Raw genomic sequence first — 18,717 nt, 5'->3', positions numbered from 1 at the left:
ACCAGGACATGAGGGGATGACGTCATGCGAAGACGAAGGATGATCATCGGCGCGTCGGTTGCGACGCTACTTGCCGGGTCGGGTGCGGCCCTGGCCCTGACGGCCGGTTCGGCGGACGCCACACCGGGATACAGCGTCGCCCCGTACGTCGACCTGTCCGCGAACAGTGCCGGCATGCTCGACACGGCTATCGCTCAGGGCGGGGTGACCAGCTATACCGCGGCATTCGTCATCGGAAGTGGCTGTACCCCGATCTGGGGCGACGGCCTCGGCATCGACAACTCCACGGTCAACGCCCGGATCGCGCGCGCCGAAGCGGCGGGCGCCCGGACGATCATCTCGTTCGGCGGTGCGGGCGGCGCTGAACTCGGCCAGTCCTGTACCGATGTGAATGCGTTGACGCAGGCCTACCAGAGCGTGATCAGCAAGTATCACGTGGACCACCTCGATTTCGACATCGAAGGTGCCGCCATCGCCGACCAGGGCTCGATCGACCGTCGCTTCCAGGCGATCAGGAATCTGCAGCGCAACAGTCCGGGCCTGAGCATCTCGCTGACCATCCCGGTCCTGGAGAGCGGACCGGACGGCAACGGCAGCAACTTCCTGAGGTCGGCCAGGAACGACGGGGTGAACGTCGACATCGTCAACGCCATGACGATGGACTACGGCCACGCGGTGAGCGACATGGCAGCCGCCGCCAAGACCGCTGCCGAGGGCACGCTGACCGCGGCGCGCAACGCCGGCTTCAACTTCGGCTACGGCAACATCGGTATCACCCCCATGATCGGTCTCAACGACAGCGGCGGCGAAGTCGTGACCCAGGGCAACGCCCGGGACATCGTCTCCTGGTCCCGCTCCAAGGGCATCGGCCGCTTGGCCTTCTGGTCCGTCGGCCGGGATCAACCCTGCCCGGGCGGAGGGGTCTCGCCGAACTGCTCCGGGGTCGCCGGCAGCACCCTCGACTTCACCAAGATCTTCACCGGGGCCAGCGGTGGTAACCCGCCGCCGACCACGGCGCCACCGACCACGCCGCCGCCCACCACGGCGCCACCCACCACGCCGCCGCCGGGCGGTGGCACCACCGACACCTGGCAGCCCAACCACCTCTACCACGCCGGTGATGTCGTCGCCTACAACGGCCGCACCTACACGTGCCTACAGACCCACACCTCACTACCCGGCTGGGAACCCCCCAACGTCCCCGCCCTCTGGCAACCCGTCAGCTGACGGCAGCACCTCGCCCGGCTGGCTGGATCCGACACCGGAGGTTCCAACCAGCCGCGGCAGGCGGCGAGAATGGGTGAGTGGAATATCCGGCGGAGCCATGGCACCTGTGCGGACAGATGTACGTCTCGGTCTGGCTGGTGCCCCGCGCGCGGCTTCCCCGGTTGCCCGCCGGTCTCGCCGCGGCGGTCCGTCCGGTGACGATCGGCGGTCACGGGATCATCGGCACCGCATGGGTGGAGTACGGGCCGGGCGGCGTGCTGCAGTACCGCGAGCTGCTGTCGGCCGTGCTGGTCCGCGACCGCGCCCGACCGCGGGTCAGCATCGTCGACATCTGGGTGGACAGCCCGGCTTCGCGTGCCGGTGGCCGGCAACTGTGGGGCATTCCGAAGGAGCTCGCCGAGCTGGAGTTCAGCCCGGACGCCGCCGACGGCGGAGACGGTCTCACCGCGCGGGCGGGTACGGGGGAGGGCGTCATCGCGCAGGCCCGGATTTCGACCGGGCCGCGTCGGCTGGGGCGCTGGCCCGCCGGGGCGTCGGTGGTGCAGCTACTGGGCGACCGGGTCACGGTGACCCCGGTGCGCGGTCGGGCCTCGATCCGGGCAGCACATGCGGCGTGGCGGGTGCCGGCGGGCGCTCCGCTGGCCTACCTGAGGGACCGGCGGCCGCTGTTCACCGTGGCGTTGCGCGACTTCGACATCCTGTTCGGACGGCGCTCGGCGCCGCGGTGAGCAGCGGACGCCGCCCGATCAGGGCTAGGCGCCGCCGTTGATGGCGCCCGTCTTGAGCGAGCCCTCCGGCAGCTTCCACTTCTGCAGCAGCTTGTCGTACGAGCCGTCGCGGATCAACTGGTACAGCGTCGTCTGTACCGCCTTCGTCAGCGCCCGGCGATCCTTGGCGATGGCGATGCCGTACGGCGCGGCTTCGATCTGCTCTCCGGAGATCGCCAGCTCAGGCGTGGACGCGACCTTCGCGGCGGCGACCGGGAAGTCGTCCATGTCCACGTCGGCCCGGCCGGCCAGCACCTCGTCGAAGGGTGCGTCCGCGGTGACCAGCCGCAGCGGCGCCGACTTCGGGCACTTGGCGGCCTGCTCGTTGACCATGTCCACGTACATCGTGTCGGTCTGCACCGCCACCGTGTGCCCGCACAGCTCCGCCATGCCGTTGATCGTGGGCGCGCCCTTGCGGATGACGATCGAGCTGCCGGCGTTGAGGTAGTCGACGAAGTCCGCCTGCTGCTGCCGTGCGGCCTTGTCGGTCATGGAGGCCATGGCCGCGTCGATCTTGTGCGCCTGCACCTCGTCGAGCAGCGAGTCGAAGGGGACGTGGATGAACGTGAGGCGCAGGCCGAGCCGCCGCGCGATCTCGCCGGCGAGGTCGACGTCGAACCCGACCGGCTTGCCGTTCTCCATGGACTCCATCGGGGGGTAGGAGATGTCCGATCCGACGGTCAGGGTGCCGCCCGAGCGGACGTCGGCGGGCAGTTGGACGCTGTCCGCGACACCGGTCGTGACGGCCCGGCCGGACTGCCCGGCGCTGGAGCAGCCGGTGACGAGGACAAGCGTCGTGAGGCCGACGAGCCAGGCCGAGGTGCGCATCGGACCCTCCTGAGGTCAGCGGAGCGGTGATCCACGCACCCTGTCGGCAGCAGAAGTTTCCACCTTAGGCCTAAACACCGAGCGATCTGCACCGATCTGAGCGGTGCCTGCGAATTTATGTGCTTCAGCAAGCCGGAGAGGGCGGGCCATGAAATTGACCATCAGGCGGCAGATTCTGGCGCTCGCCGTGGCCGGGTTCCTGCTCGTGTTCGTTGCCGGGGCCATCGGCTACGTCTGTAACGCCCGGCTGGCCGCGGCGCAGCGCACCGCGCGCGACGCGGCGGACGCGGTGGGCGCGGTGCGGTCGGCGGACACGGCGCGCACCGCTTTCCGTGGTGATGTGTTCGCGGCCCTGGTGACCCGCAACAGCACCGAGCGGCAGGCCGTCCTCGACCAGCTCGGCGCTCGGGTCCTCACACTGCGCGACGGACTGGCGACGGTGGCTCGCCTCGAACCGGACCTGGCCAAGCAGGTCGCGGCGATGGACGACCCCGTCGACGGCATGATCGCGACCGGGCAACGGGTGGTCACCCTGTCCAGCCGGGTCGACAGCGACCCCGGGCGGGTGGCCGCGGCCGAGGCGCGCCCCGCCTTCGACGAGCAGTACCAGCGGTTCGACAAGGCCCTGCCGGCGCTGGAGGCGGCACTTCAGCACAAGGTGGACCAGGCGAGCGCGCAGTCCGCCGCCGCGGAGCGTGACTCGCAACTGCTCATCCTCAGTACGGCCGGCCTCGCCGCGTTCGTGCTCGGCGGCTCGGCGGTGCTGCTCGCCCGCCGGATCTCGCGCCGGGTCAACGCGACCGTACGGGCGGCGCGGGCGGTGGCCGCCAAGGACCTGACCGTGGCGGTCGAGGTCACCGGCCACGACGAGCTGACCGAGATCGCCGCCAGCCTGGACGAGGTGGTCGCGGTCGTACGCGGCGCCCTCACCGAGATCGGCGACGGCGCGCACGCTCTCGCCGACGCGTCGGCCCGCCTGCTCGACACCAGCCGTCAGCTGTCCACCGGCGCCGAGACCGCGTCCGACCAGGCCCGTTCGGCCACCGTCAACGTGGAGCAGGTCACGGGCAGCATCGACGCGACGGCGGACGCGACCCGCGGGCTGCAGTCGTCGATCGCCGAGATCCGCGCCGCGGTGGACGAGGCGGTCCGGGTCGCCGGTGAGGCGGTCGACCTCGCCGCGGGCACCAACAGCACCATCGAGCGGCTCGGGGTGTCGAGCGAGGAGGTGGGTGCGGTCGTCAATATGATCACGACGATCGCGGGACAGACGAACCTGCTCGCCCTCAACGCCACCATCGAGGCGGCGCGGGCGGGGGAGCAGGGCAAGGGGTTCGCGGTGGTGGCCGGCGAGGTCAAGGAGCTGTCGCGGGAGACGGCCGCCGCCACCGAGGACATCGAGGCCAAGGTGACCGCGATGCGCGGCGACACCGGCAGCGCGGTCGAAGCCATCGGACGCATCACCGAGGTCATCGGGCGCATCCACGAGATCCAGCAGAAGATCTCCGCCGCCGTCGAGGTGCAGAGCGACGCCACCCGGTCGATCGGTACGAGCGCCGAGGTGGCCGCCCGGTCGTCGGGTGACATCGCGCGGTCGATCGAGAGCGTCGCCCTCGCGACGGAGACCACGCACGGCGGGGCGACCCACACCGAGGCCGCCGCCGGTGAGCTGGCGGAGCTGGCCCGACGGCTGCGGACGGTGGCCGACCAGTTCCGCCGCTGACGGCGTCAGGAGCCGTGACGGAGCCAGCCGTCCTCGGACAGCACGCGTCGGAGCAGTTCGGCGGGGAGGGCGTGGGCGATGACGCCGCCCCGGCCGGCCAGCGTACGGGCGGCGAGCAGCGCGTTGAGAACAGCCTCCTCGGTGGCGTCGACCGCCGCGGTGAACAGGGGGCTGATCCGGGCGTCGGGGAGCATCCGCACCGCCGCCAGCGGAGCGGGGTCGGTGGCGTGGTCGCCGGGCAGCGCGTCGTTGCCGGTGGCGAACGCCAGGAACAGGTCGCCGCTGTAGTGCTCGCCGACCGCGCCGAGGCGGGCGATACCGAGGGCGGCACGCTGGGCCAGCCGGCCGCACTGGTGCGGTAGCAGCGGGGCGTCGGTGGCCACGACGCCGATGATGGAACCGGATCCCTCGGCGTGCCGACGTCCGGTGGTCGCGCCCTTGCCGGGCAGCGGGATCCGGTCGGGACCGAGCAGCGCGCCGACCGGGCATCCGTCTACTGTGAACCGTGACCGCGCCCCGTGGTTGGCCTGTACGAGCACGCCCAGGGTGTAGGTGCCGTGCTCGTCGGCGACGATGCGCGAGGCGGTGCCGATGCCGCCCTTGAACCCGTGGCAGATCGCGCCGGTGCCGCCGCCGACGTTGCCCTCGGCGACGGGCCCGCCGCGGGCGGCGGCGAGCGCGGCGTGCACGTGCTCGGCGCGGACGTGCTGGCCGTTGATGTCGTTGAGCCGCCCGTCCCAGATCTCGCCGACGACGGGCAGCGTCCAGAACTCCTCGTCCGGCCCGCGCTGGGCGGCCTCGTGGGCGACCAGGGCGTCGCGCACCACGCCGACGCTGTGTGTGTTGGTCAGCGCGACCGGAGTGGTGAGCAGTCCGGACTCGCGGACCCACTCCAGGCCGGTGAGCTCGCCGTTGCCGTTGAGCCGGTGGCAGCCGGCGAAGACCGGGTGGTCGAACACCCGGTGCGGGCGCGGCAGGACCACGGTCACGCCGGTCCGTACCGGTCCGGCGTCGGCGGTGAGGGTGGTGTGCCCGACGCGTACCCCCGCCACGTCGGTGATCGCGTTGGCCGGCCCGGTCGGGCCCCAGGCCGCGCCGAGCCCGACGTCACGCGCGCGGACGGCCGGGCGGTTTACCGGGATCGTCATCCCACCCCCGCCAGGAACCGGTCGAGGACCCGGATGCCGAACGTGAGCGCCTCCACCGGGACCCGCTCGTCGACGCCGTGGAACATGGCGTGGTAGTCGTAGCCCGGAGGCAGGCCCAGCGGGGTGAAGCCGTAGCCGGTGATGCCCAGGGCGGCGAAGTGTTTGGCGTCGGTACCGCCGGCCAGGCAGTACGGCACGACGTGCGCGGCCGGGTCCTCGGCGCGCAGCGCCGCCGCCATCGCCGCCACGGTCGGGGTGGCAAGGGGCGCGTCGAGCGGGCGCTCGCGGTGCGCGTACTCCCACGTCACGCGCGGGCCGGTCAGGCGGTCGAGGGTGGCCTCGAACTCCGCCAGGTGGCCGGGCAGGACCCGGCCGTCGACGTACCCGACGGCCGAGCCCGGCACGACGTTGACCGTGGACCCGGCCTGCAGGACCGTCGGGTTGGCGCTGTTGCGCAGGGTCGGGGCCACCAGGGCGGCCGCGGCGCCGAGGGCGTCGGCGAGCGCCGCGGCAGCCGTCTCGTCGAGATCGGCCGGGTCGCCGGTGGGTGGGCCGAGGGCGGCGGCGATGCCGGCCAGGCAGGCGCGCACGGTCGGGATGAGCCGGACCGGCCACTCGTACTCGGCGATGCGTACCACCGCCGCCGCGAGCGCGGCCACCGCGTTGTCGGGGTGCACGCGCGAGCCGTGGCCGGCGGTACCCCGGGCGGTCAGCTTCACCCAGGCGGTACCGCGCTCGGCGGCGCCGATCGGATAGAGCCGGACCCCGGCGTCGGGGTCGGCGTCGGCGCCGGCATCGACGTGGTACGCGTAGCCGCCGGACTCGCCGATCGCCTCGGTGCAGCCGTCGAAGAGCCCGGCGTGCCGGTCGACCAGGAACCGGGCGCCGAAGGCGGCCGTGTCCTCCTCGTCGGCGGTGAACGCCACGACGAGGTCGCGACGGGGGCGGCGACCGTGCCGGGCCCAGGACCGCAGCAGCGCGAGGAGCATCGCGACGGCGTTCTTCATGTCGACGGCGCCCCGGCCCCAGATCACCCCGTCGGCGATCTCGCCGGAGGTGGGCGGTACCCGCCACTGCGCCGGGTCGGCCGGTACGACGTCGAGGTGACCGTGCACGAGCAGGGCCGGCCGGCCGGGTTCGGTGCCGGCGATCCGGGTGACGACGTTCGCGCGGCCCGGCGCCGACTCCAGGATCACCGGGTCGAAGCCCGCGTCGGCGAGGCGTTCCGCGACGTACTCGGCCGCCCGGCGCTCGACGCCGTCGCCGCCGCCCCGGTTGGCGGTGTCGATGCGGATGAGGTCGGAGCAGAACCGGACCGCCTCGTCCGCGGTGTGCGCGTCGGCGAGCGGTTCAGCCGTGGCGAGCGGTTCAGCCGTGGCGCTCGGTTCAGCCATGGCGCTCCTCCGGCGCGGCGACCGGCGGCGGCGCCGCCAGGTGCGGCCGGATGAGGTACGCGATGCCGCCCGAGCCGTGGCCGGTCGAGCCGTCAGCGCGGGTCCACCGGGTACGCAGCCAGACGTTCTCGAACGCGCGCCGGGGGAACACGTGCCGGACCTGCACGTCAGAGTCCGACGCCGGGTCGTTGACGACGACGTCGCCGCTGGAGGTGAAGCCGACCACGACCCACAGGTGGCCGTCGACGCGGTAATCGACGCCGGGGATCTCGCCGGCGTCGAAGGCCTGCGAGGTGACGACGGGGAAGCCGGCGGCGACGAGGCGCTCCACGTCGTCGAGCGAGCGCAGCCGTACCACGTCGGCGTCCAGGCCGTAGCTGGCGGCGTACGCGGTGTTGAACGGCCAGTTCCCGGTGCCCTGGTAGGCGTAGTCGTAGGTGCCCCGGGCGGCGACGTCGACGCTGGGGTCGGCGTAGCGCGGGTCGACGTCGGCGAGCTGCTCCGGGCTCGGGTACCGGCCCCAGTACTCGACGACCATCTCCGTCGACGTGGGACTGCACCACGCCTCGCCGCCGCCGTCCCACTGCGGGTACTCCCCGGCGTGGATGCGCTGCGAGTACGCGGGGACGGGCAGCTCGATCCCGGCCCGGGACGCCGGCCCGGGGCGGCTGGGCGGCACCTGCGACCGGTCGGGCACCGTGGAGGCGACGGCGCCGAGCCGCCACAGGCGCGGCGTGGCGAGGGTGCCGGCGGCGCGGTACAGGGTGACGCGCAGCCGGTACGCGTGTACGCGGTGGCCGGTGGCGGCGGTGAAGGTGTCGGTGTCGACCCGGCCGTACGGCGGCGCGTCCGGGCTGACCGAGGCGCGGCGGATGTCGGCGTCGCCGGCGGCCCAGTGGCCCATGTCCAGCCAGCCGGTGCGGGCGCCGTCCTCCATGGTGGCGTCCAGTTCGACCGTCAGCCAGGTCCCGGCCGGGGTCTGGGCGTTCCACGAGGACACCAGTTCGGTCGCGCCGAACTCCAGCCGGTGTACCGGCGAGGTCCAGGTGCCGTACTGGTAGGCGCGGTCGGTGTGCAGGTACGGGTCGTGGTAGGTGACGGTGCCGGCCGGCTCGCCGACGACGATGCCGGGGCGCAGGCCGGCGAGGATCGCGACCCCGGCGGCGGTACCGGCGGCGAAGTCGTGCCGGGTGGACCAGGCGTGGAGATCCGTGCGCGCGTCGGCCGGGGGGCCGGCGGCGGCGCCGTCCGCGGCACCGGTGGTGGCGGCGAGCAGGCCCGCCGCGGCGGCCGCGGCGAGTCTCGGGTACGACCTGCCGGGCATGGTGCCTCCTTCGTCGGGTACCCGGGGATGGGTGTCAAGGGCGACTATCCGCAGCGGCAACGATGGTCGTCAATAGTTTTCGTCTACTGTTGCAGCTCTGTGGAAAAGTGCCGTCGGTAGGTCATCGCCGCCCGGCCAGCCGGGGGTTGAGCACGGCCTCCAGGGCCCGGCCGCACACCGTGAAGGCGAGGCACACGCCGGCGATGGCCAGGCCGGGCGGCAGCAGCACCCACCAGTCGCCGGCGCTGACCGCACCGACCTGACGGGCCAGTTGCAGGGTGGTACCCCAGGACACGGCGGTCGGGTCGCCGAGGCCGAGGAACGCCAACGTGGACTCGGCGAGGATCGCACCGGAGACGGTGAGCGTGGTCTGCGCCAGGACCAGCGGTGCGACGTTGGGCAGCACGTGGCGGGTCGTCACGTGCCAGTGGTCGCCACCGAGCGCCCTGGCGCGCTCGATGTAGGGCCGGGCCTCGACGGTCAGCGTCTGCGCCCGGACCAGGCGGGCGGTGGTCGCCCACGAGGTGACCCCGATGGCCACCACGACCGTGGCCGTACCCGGCGGCAGGACGCTGGCCAGCGCCGCGGCCAGCACCAGGGTGGGCAGGACCAGGAACCAGTCGGTGACGCGCATCAGCACCGTCTCGGTCCAGCCGCGGAAGTGTCCGGCGCAGATGCCGACCAGCGCGCCGATCCCGACCGACACCACCGTGGCGAGCAGGCCGACGGCCAGCGAGATCCGCGCTCCCCAGACCGTGACGGCCAGCATGGACCGGCCGTAGCCGTCGGTGCCCAGCGGGAAGCGCGCCGACGGCGGCCGGAGCGGGGCGCCCGGCGCGTGGACCGCGCTGAGGTCGGCCGCGCCGACGAAGAGCGGCGCGGCCACGGCGGCGCCGACGGTCGCCAGCAACAGGCACGCGGCGGCGACGCCGGCGCGGTTGCGGGCGTACGCGCGGCCGAGCCGGACCAGCGACCGGCGCCGGTCGCCCCGGCTCATCGGTGCGGGGTCGGCCGCCGTCATGCCGTACGCACACGGGGGTCGAGGACCGGGTAGAGCAGGTCGGCGAGCAGGTTCATGAGGATCACCGCCGCGGAGAAGACGACGAACAGCCCCTCCAGCAGGGGCAGATCGGGCACGCTGAGCGCCTCGTAGAACAGGCTGCCCAGACCGGGCCAGGAGAAGACGGTCTCCACCAGCACCGATCCGGACACCACGAAGCCGACGTTGACGAAGATGAGCGTCACGGTGGGCAGCAGCGCGTTCGGTACCGCGTGCCGACGCCGCACCTGGTCGTCGCGCAGCCCCTTGGCCCGGGCGGTGGTGAGGTAGTCGCTGCCCATCTCGTCGAGCAGGGACGCCCGCATGGTCAGGGCGTACTGCGCGTAGATGACCGCGACCAGGGTCAGGCACGGCAGGGCGAGGTGGGTCAGCCGGTCGGTGAGCACCGCGACGGCGCCGTGGGTACCCGGGGTGCTCGCCCCGCCGGTCGGGAACAGTCCGGGTACCGGTCCCACGCCGACGGCGAGCACGACGATCAGCAGCAGGCCGAGCCAGAAGGACGGTACCGACCAGAGCACGACCGCGACCCCGGTACGGACCCGGTCGCCGACGCTTCCGTGCCGCCAGGCGCTGCGGATGCCGCTGCGCAGGCCGAGTACGGCCGACAGCAGGGTGGCGGTGCCGACCAGGTACACGGTGGCCCACAGATGCTCGCCGATGAGCCCGGTCACGGACGTCTTGTACTGGTAGGAGGTGCCGAGGTCGCCGTGGGTCAGGCGGAGCAGGTAGTCGGCGAACTGGGCGGCGAGCGGCCGGTCGACGCCGAGCTGGTGGCGTAGCTGGGCGAGCTGCGCCGCGCTGGTCGGGCGGCCGCGGGTGAGCGCCCGCACCGGGTCGCCGGGGAGCACCCGGAACAGGAAGAACGCGGTGAGCGCCACGGCCACCAGGCTGACGGACGCGCCGGCGAGCTTGGCGGCGAGATACCGCGCCACGGGTACCCCCTACTCGCGGTCGTCTGCGGCCGCGCGACGGCGGCGCGCGACCACGAGGCCGCCACCGACGCCGAGGATCACCAGGGCGGCGACGCCACCGGCGAGCACGGCCGGGCCGGTGGGGGACGCCGAACGCTTCCCGGGCTTCGCCGACCACCAGCTCCAGTAGCCGTCCTGGCCGCTGTACATCCCGCGCGGCTGGGGCTGCCGGTCCATCCCGGCGATCCGGTCGGACCGGTACGCCTCCAGGATGTCCGGGTAGTACAGCACGTCGATGTACGCGTCGGCGTACAGCCGCTGCTGCATCTGCCGGACGATCGCCGCCCGCGCCGCCGGGTCGTACTCGGCGATCTGACGGGCGTACAGCGCGTCGTAGTCGGGGTCGCAGATGAAGTCGTCGCCGGGGAAGGTGGCGCCGGCCGTGGCCGGGCGGGCGCCGCAGGTCTGGATCGACAGTACGTAGTCCGGGTCGGGGTTGGTGATCCAGCTGTCGAACGCGAGGTCGTAGTTGCCGGCGGTCTCGATGTCGCCCAGCATCCCCTGGTCGACGATCCTGGTCGTGACCTCGATGCCGACCGCCTTGAGCCACTCGGCCACGTAGGTGGCGTTCTGCGCGTCGGCCGGGCGCTGGGTCTGGCCGAGCAGCCGCAGGGTGAGCGGCCGGCCGTCAGGGGTGGTCCGCCGGCCGTCGGCGCCCCGGTGGTAGCCGGCGGCGTCGAGCAGCCGGTTGGCCCGGTCGGGGTCGTAGGCGTACGCGGCAGACGCGTCGGGGCGCCAGTGGTTGGCCGTGAAGATGGGCGGCAGGTACCCACCGCCGGCCTCGCCGTAGCCGCCCAACGTCCGGCGGACCAGGGCGCCGGTGTCGATCGCGTGCATGATCGCCTGGCGTACCCGCTGGTCGTGCAGTGCCGGGTTGCCGTCGCCGAACGCCTGGCCGGAGGTGGTCGTGGCGCCCGGGTTGACGGCCAGCGCGTAGAACGACTTGCCCGGGGACCGGTTGAGCGTCGTGTGCCGCGCGGTGCGCAGCGCGTCGTACTGGGCCGGCGTGAGATGGTCGACGAAGTCCACCTCGCCCTTGCGCAGCGCCTCGACCGCGGCGTCGGAGTCCTTGTAGTACTTGAAGACCAGCCGGTCGAACGCCGGCCGGCCGCGCCAGTAGGTCGGGTTGGCGGTCAGCTCGATGTACTGGTTCTTGGCGTAGCCGGACAGGATGAACGGCCCGTCGCCGACGACCGGGAACCGGGTGTCGTTGTTGAACGTGCCGATGTCGGCCACGTGCGACTCCCACACGTGCCGGGGCACGACCGGGACGTCGAGGGCGAGCATCGTGGCCTGGGGCTGGTTCAGCGTGACGACGACCGTACGCGGATCGGGCGCGGTCACGGACCTGAAGTTGGCGACGAAGTTGCCGTTGGCGGTGGCCGCGTCCCGGTTGGTCATCATCAGCCGGTAGGTCCAGGCGACGTCGTCGGCGGTCACCGGCTGCCCGTCCGACCAGGTCATGCCGTCGCGGATGGTGAACGTCCAGACCAGCTTGTCGGCTGAGGTCGACCACGCGGTCGCCATGGCCGGGACCGGGTGGAAGTCGTGCGCGTCGTAGTTGGTCAGGAAGTCGTACACCAGTCGGTGGATGTAGGTGGGCAGGGCGCGCTGGGCCAGGAAGGGGCTGAGCGAGTCCACGCTGCCGTTGGTCGCGATCGTCAGCGTCCGCGACGCGGCCCGCGCGGGCGCCGGCCGCGTCGCGGCCACGGTCGGGACGGCCAGCGCGGCGCAGGCGGCCGCCAGGGCGAGCCAGCGCCGGGGACCGGCTGCGGCGCGGCGGTTGACGCTCCTGTCGGGGGACATGGTTCCTCACCGGTGGTGTGGTACCTGAATGGAGGTGCATGAAGCCTCGCAGGCATGTAGAAAAATCTCCATGGACTAATCGATGTTTGTCATTTGGCAACATCGTGGGCCCGGGTACCTGTTCAAGCCGCCCGCCGGGTGCGACACTCGGTCGGTTTGGTTCCGACGGGAAGGCCACGCATGGGATCGCCGCCTGGTTCGCGCGGGCCGAGGAGCGGGACATCCGAGCCTCCCGGCACCGCTCGGTTGCTCGACCTGGAGCCCCATCCCGAGGGCGGTTGGTACCGCCAGACGTGGGCCAGCGACCGGTACTTCAGTCCGGCCGGCTACCACGGCGAGCGCGCGAGCTGCACCGCCATCTACTTTCTTCTCGAGCCTGGCCAGGAGTCCCGCTGGCACCGCGTACGGTCTCCCGAACTGTGGTTGTGGCATCGTGGCGCTCCGCTGGTGCTCCAGCTCGGCGGGACGGGTGAGACGCCGGACCCTGATCCGAGGACGGTTGTTCTCGGGCCGGACATCGCGGCCGGACAACGACCCCAGGTCCTGGTTCCCGCCGACGAGTGGCAATCCGGAAGACCTGCCGCCGACGACGAGGTTCTCGTGTCCTGCGTTGTCTCCCCGGGCTTCGACTTCGCCGACTTCACGATGCTCTCCTGACCTCTCGACCGCTTCGCGGTAACCGACGGGGTGTCGTCGGCCACCCGCCCATGGCGCGCCACAGCGCCGTGAGCGCGGCGAGGGCCCACACGATGCCGAGCATGACCGCGAGACCGGTGGCGTAGTCCCGGTCCAGCAGGCCGGGGTTGGGCGCGGCCGGGCGCGGTCGCCAGATCAGCGGCACGGCGATCAGCAGCAGCGTGCCACTGACCGCGAGCGCCGCCGCGACGGTGCGGCGGCGGCCGGCGAGCGCACCGACGCCGCCGATGAGCGGCGCGACCAGAAGGTCGTGAACCAGCGGCCCGCCGGCGAGCCAGGGCAGCACCGCCCAGATCTGGGGAAGCAGCAGCGACGCGCCGTAGCCGGCCGCCGCGACGCCGGTAAGGACGAGGATTCGCCGGATCATGCCGCCTCGATTCTGCTGACCCACTTGGTCTGGAGCACGCCGGGACGGCTCGCGGTGATGAGGCGGCACGGGTACCCGTGGTCGGGGCTGAGCACCCGGCCGTTCATGCGCAGCGCGAGCAGCGTGAGCGGATCATTGACATGGGCGGTGGGGAGGGTCGACCGGCCGTAGCGGCCCTCGTCGAGGGAGATGACGCGTACCGGGCGGTGGACCGGTACGCCGGCGGCGGCGAGCAGGTCGCGGACGCGGACACCGCTCCAGGTCGCGGAGGCGCTCCAGCCTTCCACACAGGCGATCGGCAGCGTCGCCGTATGCTGCGGCAGGGCCAGCAGGTCGGCGTAGGTGAACGCCGCGGATCCGACGGTGAGCCGCCAGTCCGGTCCGATGCTGATGCCCGCCGCGGCGGCGGTGCGGTTGACCGGAACGCCGGTAGGGGAGCGCCAGGCGAGGAGCGACACCCGCCGCAGCAGCGGCACGGTGCCGCCGGCCGTGGCCAGCAGCGCCGCACCCGCCGCCAGCCCCGTCGTACGCAGGAACGCGCGCCGCCGCGGATCGACCGGCGTGGCGAGCCCGGTGTGTATCGCCGGTAGCCGCAATCCAATGTGTACTAGCAAGCCGCCGGCCAGGATCCAGGCGACCGCGTAGTGCGCGGTGGGGAAGAAGAAGCTCCACGGGTACGACTTGGCGACGTTGAAGCCGCCGGTTACGAGTTCGAAGAACGCTGCCGCGATCAGCACGAGGACCGCGCCGCGCTCGGGGAGCGTGCGAAGCCGGGGCCGTTCGAACAGCTTCGGGTAGACGCTCCAGAGCTTGGCCAGCAGCAGCGGCACCGCGGCTACTCCGGACAGGACGTGCACGCCCTGGGTGACCCGGTAAAGGCCGACCGGACGCGTCGGCCAGGGCAGCTCGGTGTGCTGGACGGCGTGGCTGGCCAGTCCGGTGAGAAAGCACAACGCGAACGCCACGCCCAGCCAGCGGCCGAGCCGGGCGCTGACGCTCACGTCGTGGTTGACCGACCGGAACACGAGTCGCATGGCCGCACCGGCTCGTCTCATGGCCGCACCGGCTCGTCTCATGGCCGCGCCAGCTCGGCGAACCAGCGGCCCTCGGCGCAGCGCAGGCCGTGTACCGTCAGGCCGGCGCAGGCAGCCGCGGCGTGCACCGCGTCAGCGCCCAGCCGGGCCCACGGGAATGCCGGACCGGCCGCACCGACGTGTTCCAACCTCGCGGCGCCCCGCCACAGCCCGGTGCCGGGGGAGTCCAGTTCGACGAGGGCTGTACCGCCAGCCTCCAGCAGGTCGGCGCAGCGGCGCAGCAGCGTGACGGGATCGCCGCCGATGCCGATGTTGCCGTCGAAGAGCAGCACATGCCGCCACCGACCCTCGCCGGGCACGGTCGCGAACACGTCGCGGCGCAGCGCGGCGGCCCCGCGCCGGCGGGTCAGGTCGACCGCTACGGCCGAGGTGTCGATGCCCAGCGCGGTGACGCCTCGGGCGGTCAGCGCGGCGGCCAGCCGGCCGGGCCCGCATCCGATGTCGAGGGTAGGGCCGCCGCAGCGCTCGATGAGCGTGCGCTCGGTGCACTCGGGCGCACCGCGCCAGCGCCTTACCGGCACCATCTCCCGGTTGCCGCCGCCGTCGACCAGCCAGCATTCGTTGCCGTGCAGCGCATCGTCGAAGAAGCCGCCGAGCGAGGCGGCGAAGCGGGTGGCCGGTGATGCCGCCGCCACCTTCCGCGCGTCCGTCATGGTGTCCACATCGGTCAGCACCGGCAGCGGCGCAACCCTCAGCCCCCGGGCCCGCAGCGCCTCGAGGGTGAGCCGACCCGTGTGCGGGGTGGACATCGGCACGTCACGCAGCGCCGCCGCGTACACCGGGTCGCGCAGTCCGAGCGCCCACCAGCCACCATCGGCGGCCGGCCCGAGTACGGCGTCCGCGGCGCCGAGTGCGTCCAGCGCCTCTCCCAGCAGCGCCGGCGTGACCTGCGGGGTGTCCATACCGATCTGCACGACCGTGGCCGGGCCGGCGTCCGCGTGGGCGTTCGCCAACCTCGCGCCGAGGCCGTCACCGCGCTGCGGTATGACCCGGCAACCGGTCAGCGCCGAGGCGAGGTCGGCGCGTCGCGCCGCACGCGACAGATCCCCCGAGAGTGCCACGACCGGCCGCGCGTCGGTCGCGCGTACCACGGTCAGCGTGTCGAGCAGGGCGGCGGCCGCGATGTCGGCCGCCCACTCCGGCGTGGCCGGTGGGCAGAGCCGCGTCTTGACCAGCCCGGGCACCGGCGCCTTCGCGACGACGAGCAGCGTCCTCACCGCAGTGCTCCGATCAGGTCGCGGGTGGCGCGCAGGGTGCCGCGCACCGAGCCGGACACCTTCGAACGGGTGCCGGTGGCGCGGGGCCGGTATGCGATGTCGATCTCCTCAATGCGCCAGTCCGCGCTGCCGGCGCGCAGCAGCAGTTCGAGGGGGTAGCCGAAGGCGCGGTCGCGCACGCCCAGGCTCACCAGCGCGGCGCGGCGGGCGGCGCGGAGCGGCGCGATGTCGTGTACCGGTACGCCCCGTCGGCGCAGCACCGCGGCCAGTACCGCGTTGCCGGCCCGCGCGTGCCAGGGCCAGGCGCCGGGGAGCGGCCGTCGGCGCCCGGCGGCCAGGTCGGCCGCGCCGGACCGTACCGGAGCCACGAGGCGCGGAAGGTCGCCGAGGTCGAGCGAGCCGTCGGCGTCGGCGAAGCAGACGATGTCGGCGGTGGCGTGTTCGAGCCCGGTGTGTACCGCCGCGCCGTAGCCGCGTCGCGGTTCGCACACCACGACTGCCCCGCACGCGGCGGCGACCCGCGGTGAGCCGTCCGTCGAGCCGTTGTCGACGACGATCGCCCGGTACCCGGCCGGCAGTCCGCGGAGCACGGTCGGTAGGGCTGCGGCCTCGTCCAGGCACGGCAGCACGACGTCAATGTGGTCGGTCATACCGTGCGACGTTAGGTCCGGGGTAGCCGCTTCGAGCCCATGGCTGCGATTACGGATCCCTTACCGCGCAACGACATCTTACGAATCGCTGACGGGTGCTCATCGGTTAGCCGCGTCGACCGGCGGTCGTCGTACCGTCGTCGGGTGACCAACGACCCGCCGGTGCGGGGCGACGTGCTGGTCGCGGGCGTGGCGCTCGGACTCGTCGGCGTCGCCGTCGGCATCGGGTGGCTGTGCAACCGGTGGCACGTGCCCATCCGTGCCAACGCGGCCCCGCTCTTCGCCGACTGGCTGCCGCACGTCGGGCCGGGCACGCCCGTCGCCGTAGCCGTCGCCGTGCTCGCAGTCGCGTACGGACCGCAGATGGCGGCGCGATCGCGGTGGCCGTCCCTTCTGATCACGGCCTATCTGACCGCGGTGGCCTGGACGTTCTCCCTGGCGTTGGTCGACGGCTGGCAACGCGGCCTCGCCGGACGGCTCACGACGCGGCCCGAGTACCTGCACGAGGTGCCCCGCGTGACCGACATACCGGCGACCCTGCGCGCGTTCACCGGCCGCATCCTGGACTTCCAGCCCGACTCGTGGACCACGCACACCTCCGGGCACCCGCCGGGTGCGCTGCTGGTCTTCGTCTGGCTCGACCGGATCGGTCTCGGTGGCGGGGGATGGGCCGCCATCGTGTGCGTGCTCCTCGGCGCGACCGCCGCGGTGACCGTACCGGTGACGGTCCGGGCCCTGTGCGGCGAGGAGGCGGCGCGGGCGTGCGTACCGTTCCTGGCGCTGTTTCCCGGCGCGGTGTGGATGGGTGTCTCCGCCGATGCCGTCTTCACCGCCGTTGTGGCGGCCGGCCTGGCGCTTCTCGTGGCGCCACGGTTGGCGCTGTTCGGCGGTGCGCTGCTGGGCTTCGCGATGTACCTGTCGTACGGCCTCGTCCTCGTGGCGCTGCTCGCGCTCGTCGCCGTCGGGAGCGTCCGGCGGCTGGCCTGGGGCGTGGCGGGCGCGGCGGCGGTGGTCGTGGCGTTCACCGCGGCGGGGTTCCGGTGGCTCGACGGCTACCACCTGGTCGTGATCCGTTACTACCAGGGCATCGCGGCGCAGCGCCCGTACGCATACTGGGTCTGGGCCGACCTCGCCTGCCTGGTCCTGTGCGCCGGTCCGGCCGCCGCGCCGACGCTGCGCCGGGCGCTGACCGCGCCCTGGCCCAACCGGCTGCCGGTGACGGCGCTGCTGGCGATCGTCGCCGCTGACCTGTCCGGGCTGTCGAAGGCGGAGGTTGAGCGGATCTGGTTGCCGTACGCGGTCTGGCTGCTCGCCGGGGCCCACCTGCTGCCCGCGTCGACGCGCCGGTGGTGGTTGGCGGCACAGGCGGCGACCGCGCTGGCCGTCAACCACCTCGTCCTGACTAACTGGTAAGCGCCGCGGGCGCCCGCAACGGCGCCCGCGCGAAGTCGGCGATCCCGTCGGCGAAGCCGACCCGGGCGCGGAAACCGAGGAGGTGGGCCGCCCGGGACGGGTCGGCCACGACGTGCCGGACGTCGGCCGGCCGCAGCTCGCCGGTCACCACCGGTGCCGGGCCGGCCATGGCGGCCGAGAGCGCGGAGGCCAGCTCACCGACCGTGCGCGGTTGCCCGGAGCAGATGTTGACCGCCCGGCAGGAACCGGTGGGCAGCGGCGTCTCCAACGCCCGCACGTTCGCGCGGGCCACGTCGGTGACGTGGACGAAGTCGCGGCGCTGCCGCCCGTCCTCCGTCACGCGCGGGGCCTCGCCCCGCTCCAGCGCCGAGCGGAAGATCGCGGCGACCCCCGCGTACGGGGTGTCGCGGGGCATCCGTGGTCCATAGACGTTGTGGTAGCGCAACGCCCAGACCGTACCGCCGGTCTGCCGCGCCCACGCGCCGGCCAGCTGCTCCTGGGCGAGCTTTGTCGCGGCGTACGTGCTGTGCGGCTCCAGCGGCGCGTCCTCGCCGACCAGACCGGGTTCCAGCGGGGCGCCGCAGGCCGGGCACGGCGGCTCGAACGAGCCCGCCCGCGGCCCGGGGCGGACGGTCCCATGTGTAGGGCAGTCGTAACGACCCTCCCCGTACACGACCATCGAACTGGCCAGCACGAGTCGCGGTACCCCCGCCCGATGCATCGCGGCGAGCAGCGTCGCGGTGCCGAGGGCGTTGTGGCCGGCGTACGCCGGCGCGTCCGACGGGTTGAGCCCGTGCCCGACCATCGCCGCCTGATGGCAGACCGCATCGACGCCGGTCAGCAGGTGCGCCAACAGGTCGGCGTCACGTACGTCACCGACCACGACGCCCGGCGGTGGGTCTCCGGCGCCGTGTGCGGTAGGCAGCAGCGCGTCCAGGAGCACGAGCTCGTGTCCGGAACCGGCGAGCCGGTCGGCGACGTGTGAGCCGACGAAACCGGCGGCTCCGGTGATGAGAATTCGCACCTGCCCAC

The 18,717-nt window shown here is 73.1% G+C and carries 17 protein-coding genes and 1 pseudogene; 5 read left to right on the top strand and 13 right to left on the bottom strand.

Annotation, left to right across the window (positions count from 1 at the left end):
* Positions 1 to 24 precede the first annotated feature (24 nt).
* Both HC031_RS20365 and HC031_RS20360 read left to right on the top strand, forming a co-directional pair.
* Entirely contained in the window at positions 25 to 1,227 is a 1,203-nt protein-coding gene (locus HC031_RS20365; protein WP_167926957.1) for a carbohydrate-binding protein, read from the top strand.
* A gap of 77 nt (positions 1,228 to 1,304) precedes the next feature.
* The gene (locus HC031_RS20360; protein ID WP_338090753.1) at positions 1,305 to 1,955 is read left to right on the top strand and encodes an acetoacetate decarboxylase family protein; all 651 of its coding nucleotides are present in this window, start codon (positions 1,305 to 1,307) and stop codon (positions 1,953 to 1,955) included.
* Positions 1,956 to 1,979: 24 nt separating this feature from the next.
* Here the strand turns inward: HC031_RS20360 and HC031_RS20355 are convergent, their stop codons facing one another.
* Complete coding sequence (locus HC031_RS20355) at positions 1,980 to 2,822, bottom strand: ABC transporter substrate-binding protein (protein WP_167926956.1); 843 nt, start codon at positions 2,820 to 2,822, stop codon at positions 1,980 to 1,982.
* A gap of 148 nt (positions 2,823 to 2,970) precedes the next feature.
* Between HC031_RS20355 and HC031_RS20350 the strand changes: the two genes are divergently transcribed.
* Positions 2,971 to 4,545: a methyl-accepting chemotaxis protein gene (locus HC031_RS20350; protein WP_167926955.1), complete on the top strand. Its 1,575-nt coding sequence runs from the start codon at positions 2,971 to 2,973 to the stop codon at positions 4,543 to 4,545.
* A gap of 5 nt (positions 4,546 to 4,550) precedes the next feature.
* Here HC031_RS20350 and HC031_RS20345 read toward each other — a convergent pair whose 3' ends face one another.
* The 6 genes from HC031_RS20345 to HC031_RS20320 form a co-directional block, all read right to left on the bottom strand.
* Positions 4,551 to 5,693, bottom strand: a complete 1,143-nt coding sequence (locus HC031_RS20345; RefSeq protein ID WP_167926954.1) for a DmpA family aminopeptidase — start codon at positions 5,691 to 5,693, stop codon at positions 4,551 to 4,553.
* Positions 5,690 to 7,087: a M20/M25/M40 family metallo-hydrolase gene (locus HC031_RS20340; protein ID WP_167926953.1), complete on the bottom strand. Its 1,398-nt coding sequence runs from the start codon at positions 7,085 to 7,087 to the stop codon at positions 5,690 to 5,692. The genes HC031_RS20345 and HC031_RS20340 overlap by 4 nt, the downstream gene beginning before the upstream one ends.
* A complete protein-coding gene (locus tag HC031_RS20335; RefSeq protein ID WP_167926952.1) occupies positions 7,080 to 8,411 on the bottom strand; it encodes a C39 family peptidase in 1,332 nt (443 codons plus the stop codon). Before HC031_RS20335 ends, HC031_RS20340 begins: the two co-directional genes overlap by 8 nt.
* 121 nt (positions 8,412 to 8,532) lie before the next feature.
* Positions 8,533 to 9,432 (bottom strand): ABC transporter permease, encoded by a 900-nt coding sequence (locus HC031_RS20330; RefSeq protein WP_167926951.1) that lies wholly within the window; start codon positions 9,430 to 9,432, stop codon positions 8,533 to 8,535.
* Complete coding sequence (locus HC031_RS34450; RefSeq protein WP_167926950.1) at positions 9,429 to 10,403, bottom strand: ABC transporter permease subunit; 975 nt, start codon at positions 10,401 to 10,403, stop codon at positions 9,429 to 9,431. The genes HC031_RS20330 and HC031_RS34450 overlap by 4 nt, the downstream gene beginning before the upstream one ends.
* A gap of 9 nt (positions 10,404 to 10,412) precedes the next feature.
* A complete protein-coding gene (locus tag HC031_RS20320; RefSeq protein WP_167926949.1) occupies positions 10,413 to 12,248 on the bottom strand; it encodes an ABC transporter substrate-binding protein in 1,836 nt (611 codons plus the stop codon).
* A gap of 180 nt (positions 12,249 to 12,428) precedes the next feature.
* On the opposite strand from HC031_RS20320, the gene HC031_RS20315 reads away from it, so the two are divergent.
* Positions 12,429 to 12,905 (top strand): cupin domain-containing protein, encoded by a 477-nt coding sequence (locus tag HC031_RS20315; RefSeq protein ID WP_167926948.1) that lies wholly within the window; start codon positions 12,429 to 12,431, stop codon positions 12,903 to 12,905.
* Here HC031_RS20315 and HC031_RS20310 read toward each other — a convergent pair.
* The 5 genes and pseudogenes from HC031_RS20310 to HC031_RS20295 all read right to left on the bottom strand — a co-directional run bounded on the left by HC031_RS20310 (position 12,889) and on the right by HC031_RS20295 (position 16,272).
* Positions 12,889 to 13,311 (bottom strand): hypothetical protein, encoded by a 423-nt coding sequence (locus tag HC031_RS20310; protein ID WP_205862999.1) that lies wholly within the window; start codon positions 13,309 to 13,311, stop codon positions 12,889 to 12,891. The two genes, HC031_RS20315 and HC031_RS20310, sit on opposite strands and share 17 nt — an antisense overlap.
* Positions 13,308 to 14,345, bottom strand: a complete 1,038-nt coding sequence (locus HC031_RS20305) for a molybdopterin-dependent oxidoreductase (RefSeq protein WP_167926947.1) — start codon at positions 14,343 to 14,345, stop codon at positions 13,308 to 13,310. The genes HC031_RS20310 and HC031_RS20305 overlap by 4 nt, the downstream gene beginning before the upstream one ends.
* A gap of 38 nt (positions 14,346 to 14,383) precedes the next feature.
* A complete protein-coding gene (locus HC031_RS32580) occupies positions 14,384 to 14,929 on the bottom strand; it encodes a class I SAM-dependent methyltransferase (protein WP_240942741.1) in 546 nt (181 codons plus the stop codon).
* 75 nt (positions 14,930 to 15,004) lie between these two features.
* Positions 15,005 to 15,622: pseudogene (locus HC031_RS33265) on the bottom strand (TIGR04282 family arsenosugar biosynthesis glycosyltransferase); the annotation flags it as partial.
* Positions 15,619 to 16,272, bottom strand: a complete 654-nt coding sequence (locus HC031_RS20295) for a glycosyltransferase family 2 protein (protein ID WP_167926945.1) — start codon at positions 16,270 to 16,272, stop codon at positions 15,619 to 15,621. The gene HC031_RS20295 and the pseudogene HC031_RS33265, both read right to left, overlap by 4 nt.
* Before the next feature lie 144 nt (positions 16,273 to 16,416).
* Here HC031_RS20295 and HC031_RS20290 point away from each other — a divergent pair, with 144 nt between their 5' ends.
* Positions 16,417 to 17,685, top strand: coding sequence for a hypothetical protein (locus HC031_RS20290; RefSeq protein ID WP_167926944.1), 1,269 nt, complete (start codon positions 16,417 to 16,419; stop codon positions 17,683 to 17,685).
* Here the strand turns inward: HC031_RS20290 and HC031_RS20285 are convergent.
* Positions 17,675 to 18,709, bottom strand: a complete 1,035-nt coding sequence (locus HC031_RS20285) for an NAD-dependent epimerase/dehydratase family protein (RefSeq protein WP_167926943.1) — start codon at positions 18,707 to 18,709, stop codon at positions 17,675 to 17,677. The two genes, HC031_RS20290 and HC031_RS20285, sit on opposite strands and share 11 nt — an antisense overlap.
* Between the last annotated feature and the right edge of the window lie 8 nt (positions 18,710 to 18,717).

Origin of the sequence: Planosporangium thailandense (genome assembly GCF_011947195.1) — a bacterium.
Classification (GTDB): domain Bacteria; phylum Actinomycetota; class Actinomycetes; order Mycobacteriales; family Micromonosporaceae; genus Planosporangium; species Planosporangium thailandense.
The sequence above is the reverse complement of the archived record's forward strand: the minus strand, read 5'-3'. Positions and strand labels throughout refer to the sequence as shown.

What these genes read in the sequence shown, in the direction of transcription:
- HC031_RS20340 (WP_167926953.1), bottom strand. Translation starts at nt 7,087, where the DNA reads ATGGCTGAACCGAGCGCCACGGCTGAACCGCTCGCCACGGCTGAACCG.
- HC031_RS20295 (WP_167926945.1), bottom strand. Translation starts at nt 16,272, where the DNA reads ATGACCGACCACATTGACGTCGTGCTGCCGTGCCTGGACGAGGCCGCA.
- HC031_RS20310 (WP_205862999.1), bottom strand. Translation starts at nt 13,311, where the DNA reads ATGATCCGGCGAATCCTCGTCCTTACCGGCGTCGCGGCGGCCGGCTAC.
- HC031_RS32580 (WP_240942741.1), bottom strand. Translation starts at nt 14,929, where the DNA reads ATGGTGCCGGTAAGGCGCTGGCGCGGTGCGCCCGAGTGCACCGAGCGC.
- HC031_RS20355 (WP_167926956.1), bottom strand. Translation starts at nt 2,822, where the DNA reads ATGCGCACCTCGGCCTGGCTCGTCGGCCTCACGACGCTTGTCCTCGTC.
- HC031_RS20345 (WP_167926954.1), bottom strand. Translation starts at nt 5,693, where the DNA reads ATGACGATCCCGGTAAACCGCCCGGCCGTCCGCGCGCGTGACGTCGGG.
- HC031_RS20365 (WP_167926957.1), top strand. Translation starts at nt 25, where the DNA reads ATGCGAAGACGAAGGATGATCATCGGCGCGTCGGTTGCGACGCTACTT.
- HC031_RS20335 (WP_167926952.1), bottom strand. Translation starts at nt 8,411, where the DNA reads ATGCCCGGCAGGTCGTACCCGAGACTCGCCGCGGCCGCCGCGGCGGGC.
- HC031_RS20330 (WP_167926951.1), bottom strand. Translation starts at nt 9,432, where the DNA reads ATGACGGCGGCCGACCCCGCACCGATGAGCCGGGGCGACCGGCGCCGG.
- HC031_RS20320 (WP_167926949.1), bottom strand. Translation starts at nt 12,248, where the DNA reads ATGTCCCCCGACAGGAGCGTCAACCGCCGCGCCGCAGCCGGTCCCCGG.
- HC031_RS20350 (WP_167926955.1), top strand. Translation starts at nt 2,971, where the DNA reads ATGAAATTGACCATCAGGCGGCAGATTCTGGCGCTCGCCGTGGCCGGG.
- HC031_RS20305 (WP_167926947.1), bottom strand. Translation starts at nt 14,345, where the DNA reads ATGCGACTCGTGTTCCGGTCGGTCAACCACGACGTGAGCGTCAGCGCC.
- HC031_RS20315 (WP_167926948.1), top strand. Translation starts at nt 12,429, where the DNA reads ATGGGATCGCCGCCTGGTTCGCGCGGGCCGAGGAGCGGGACATCCGAG.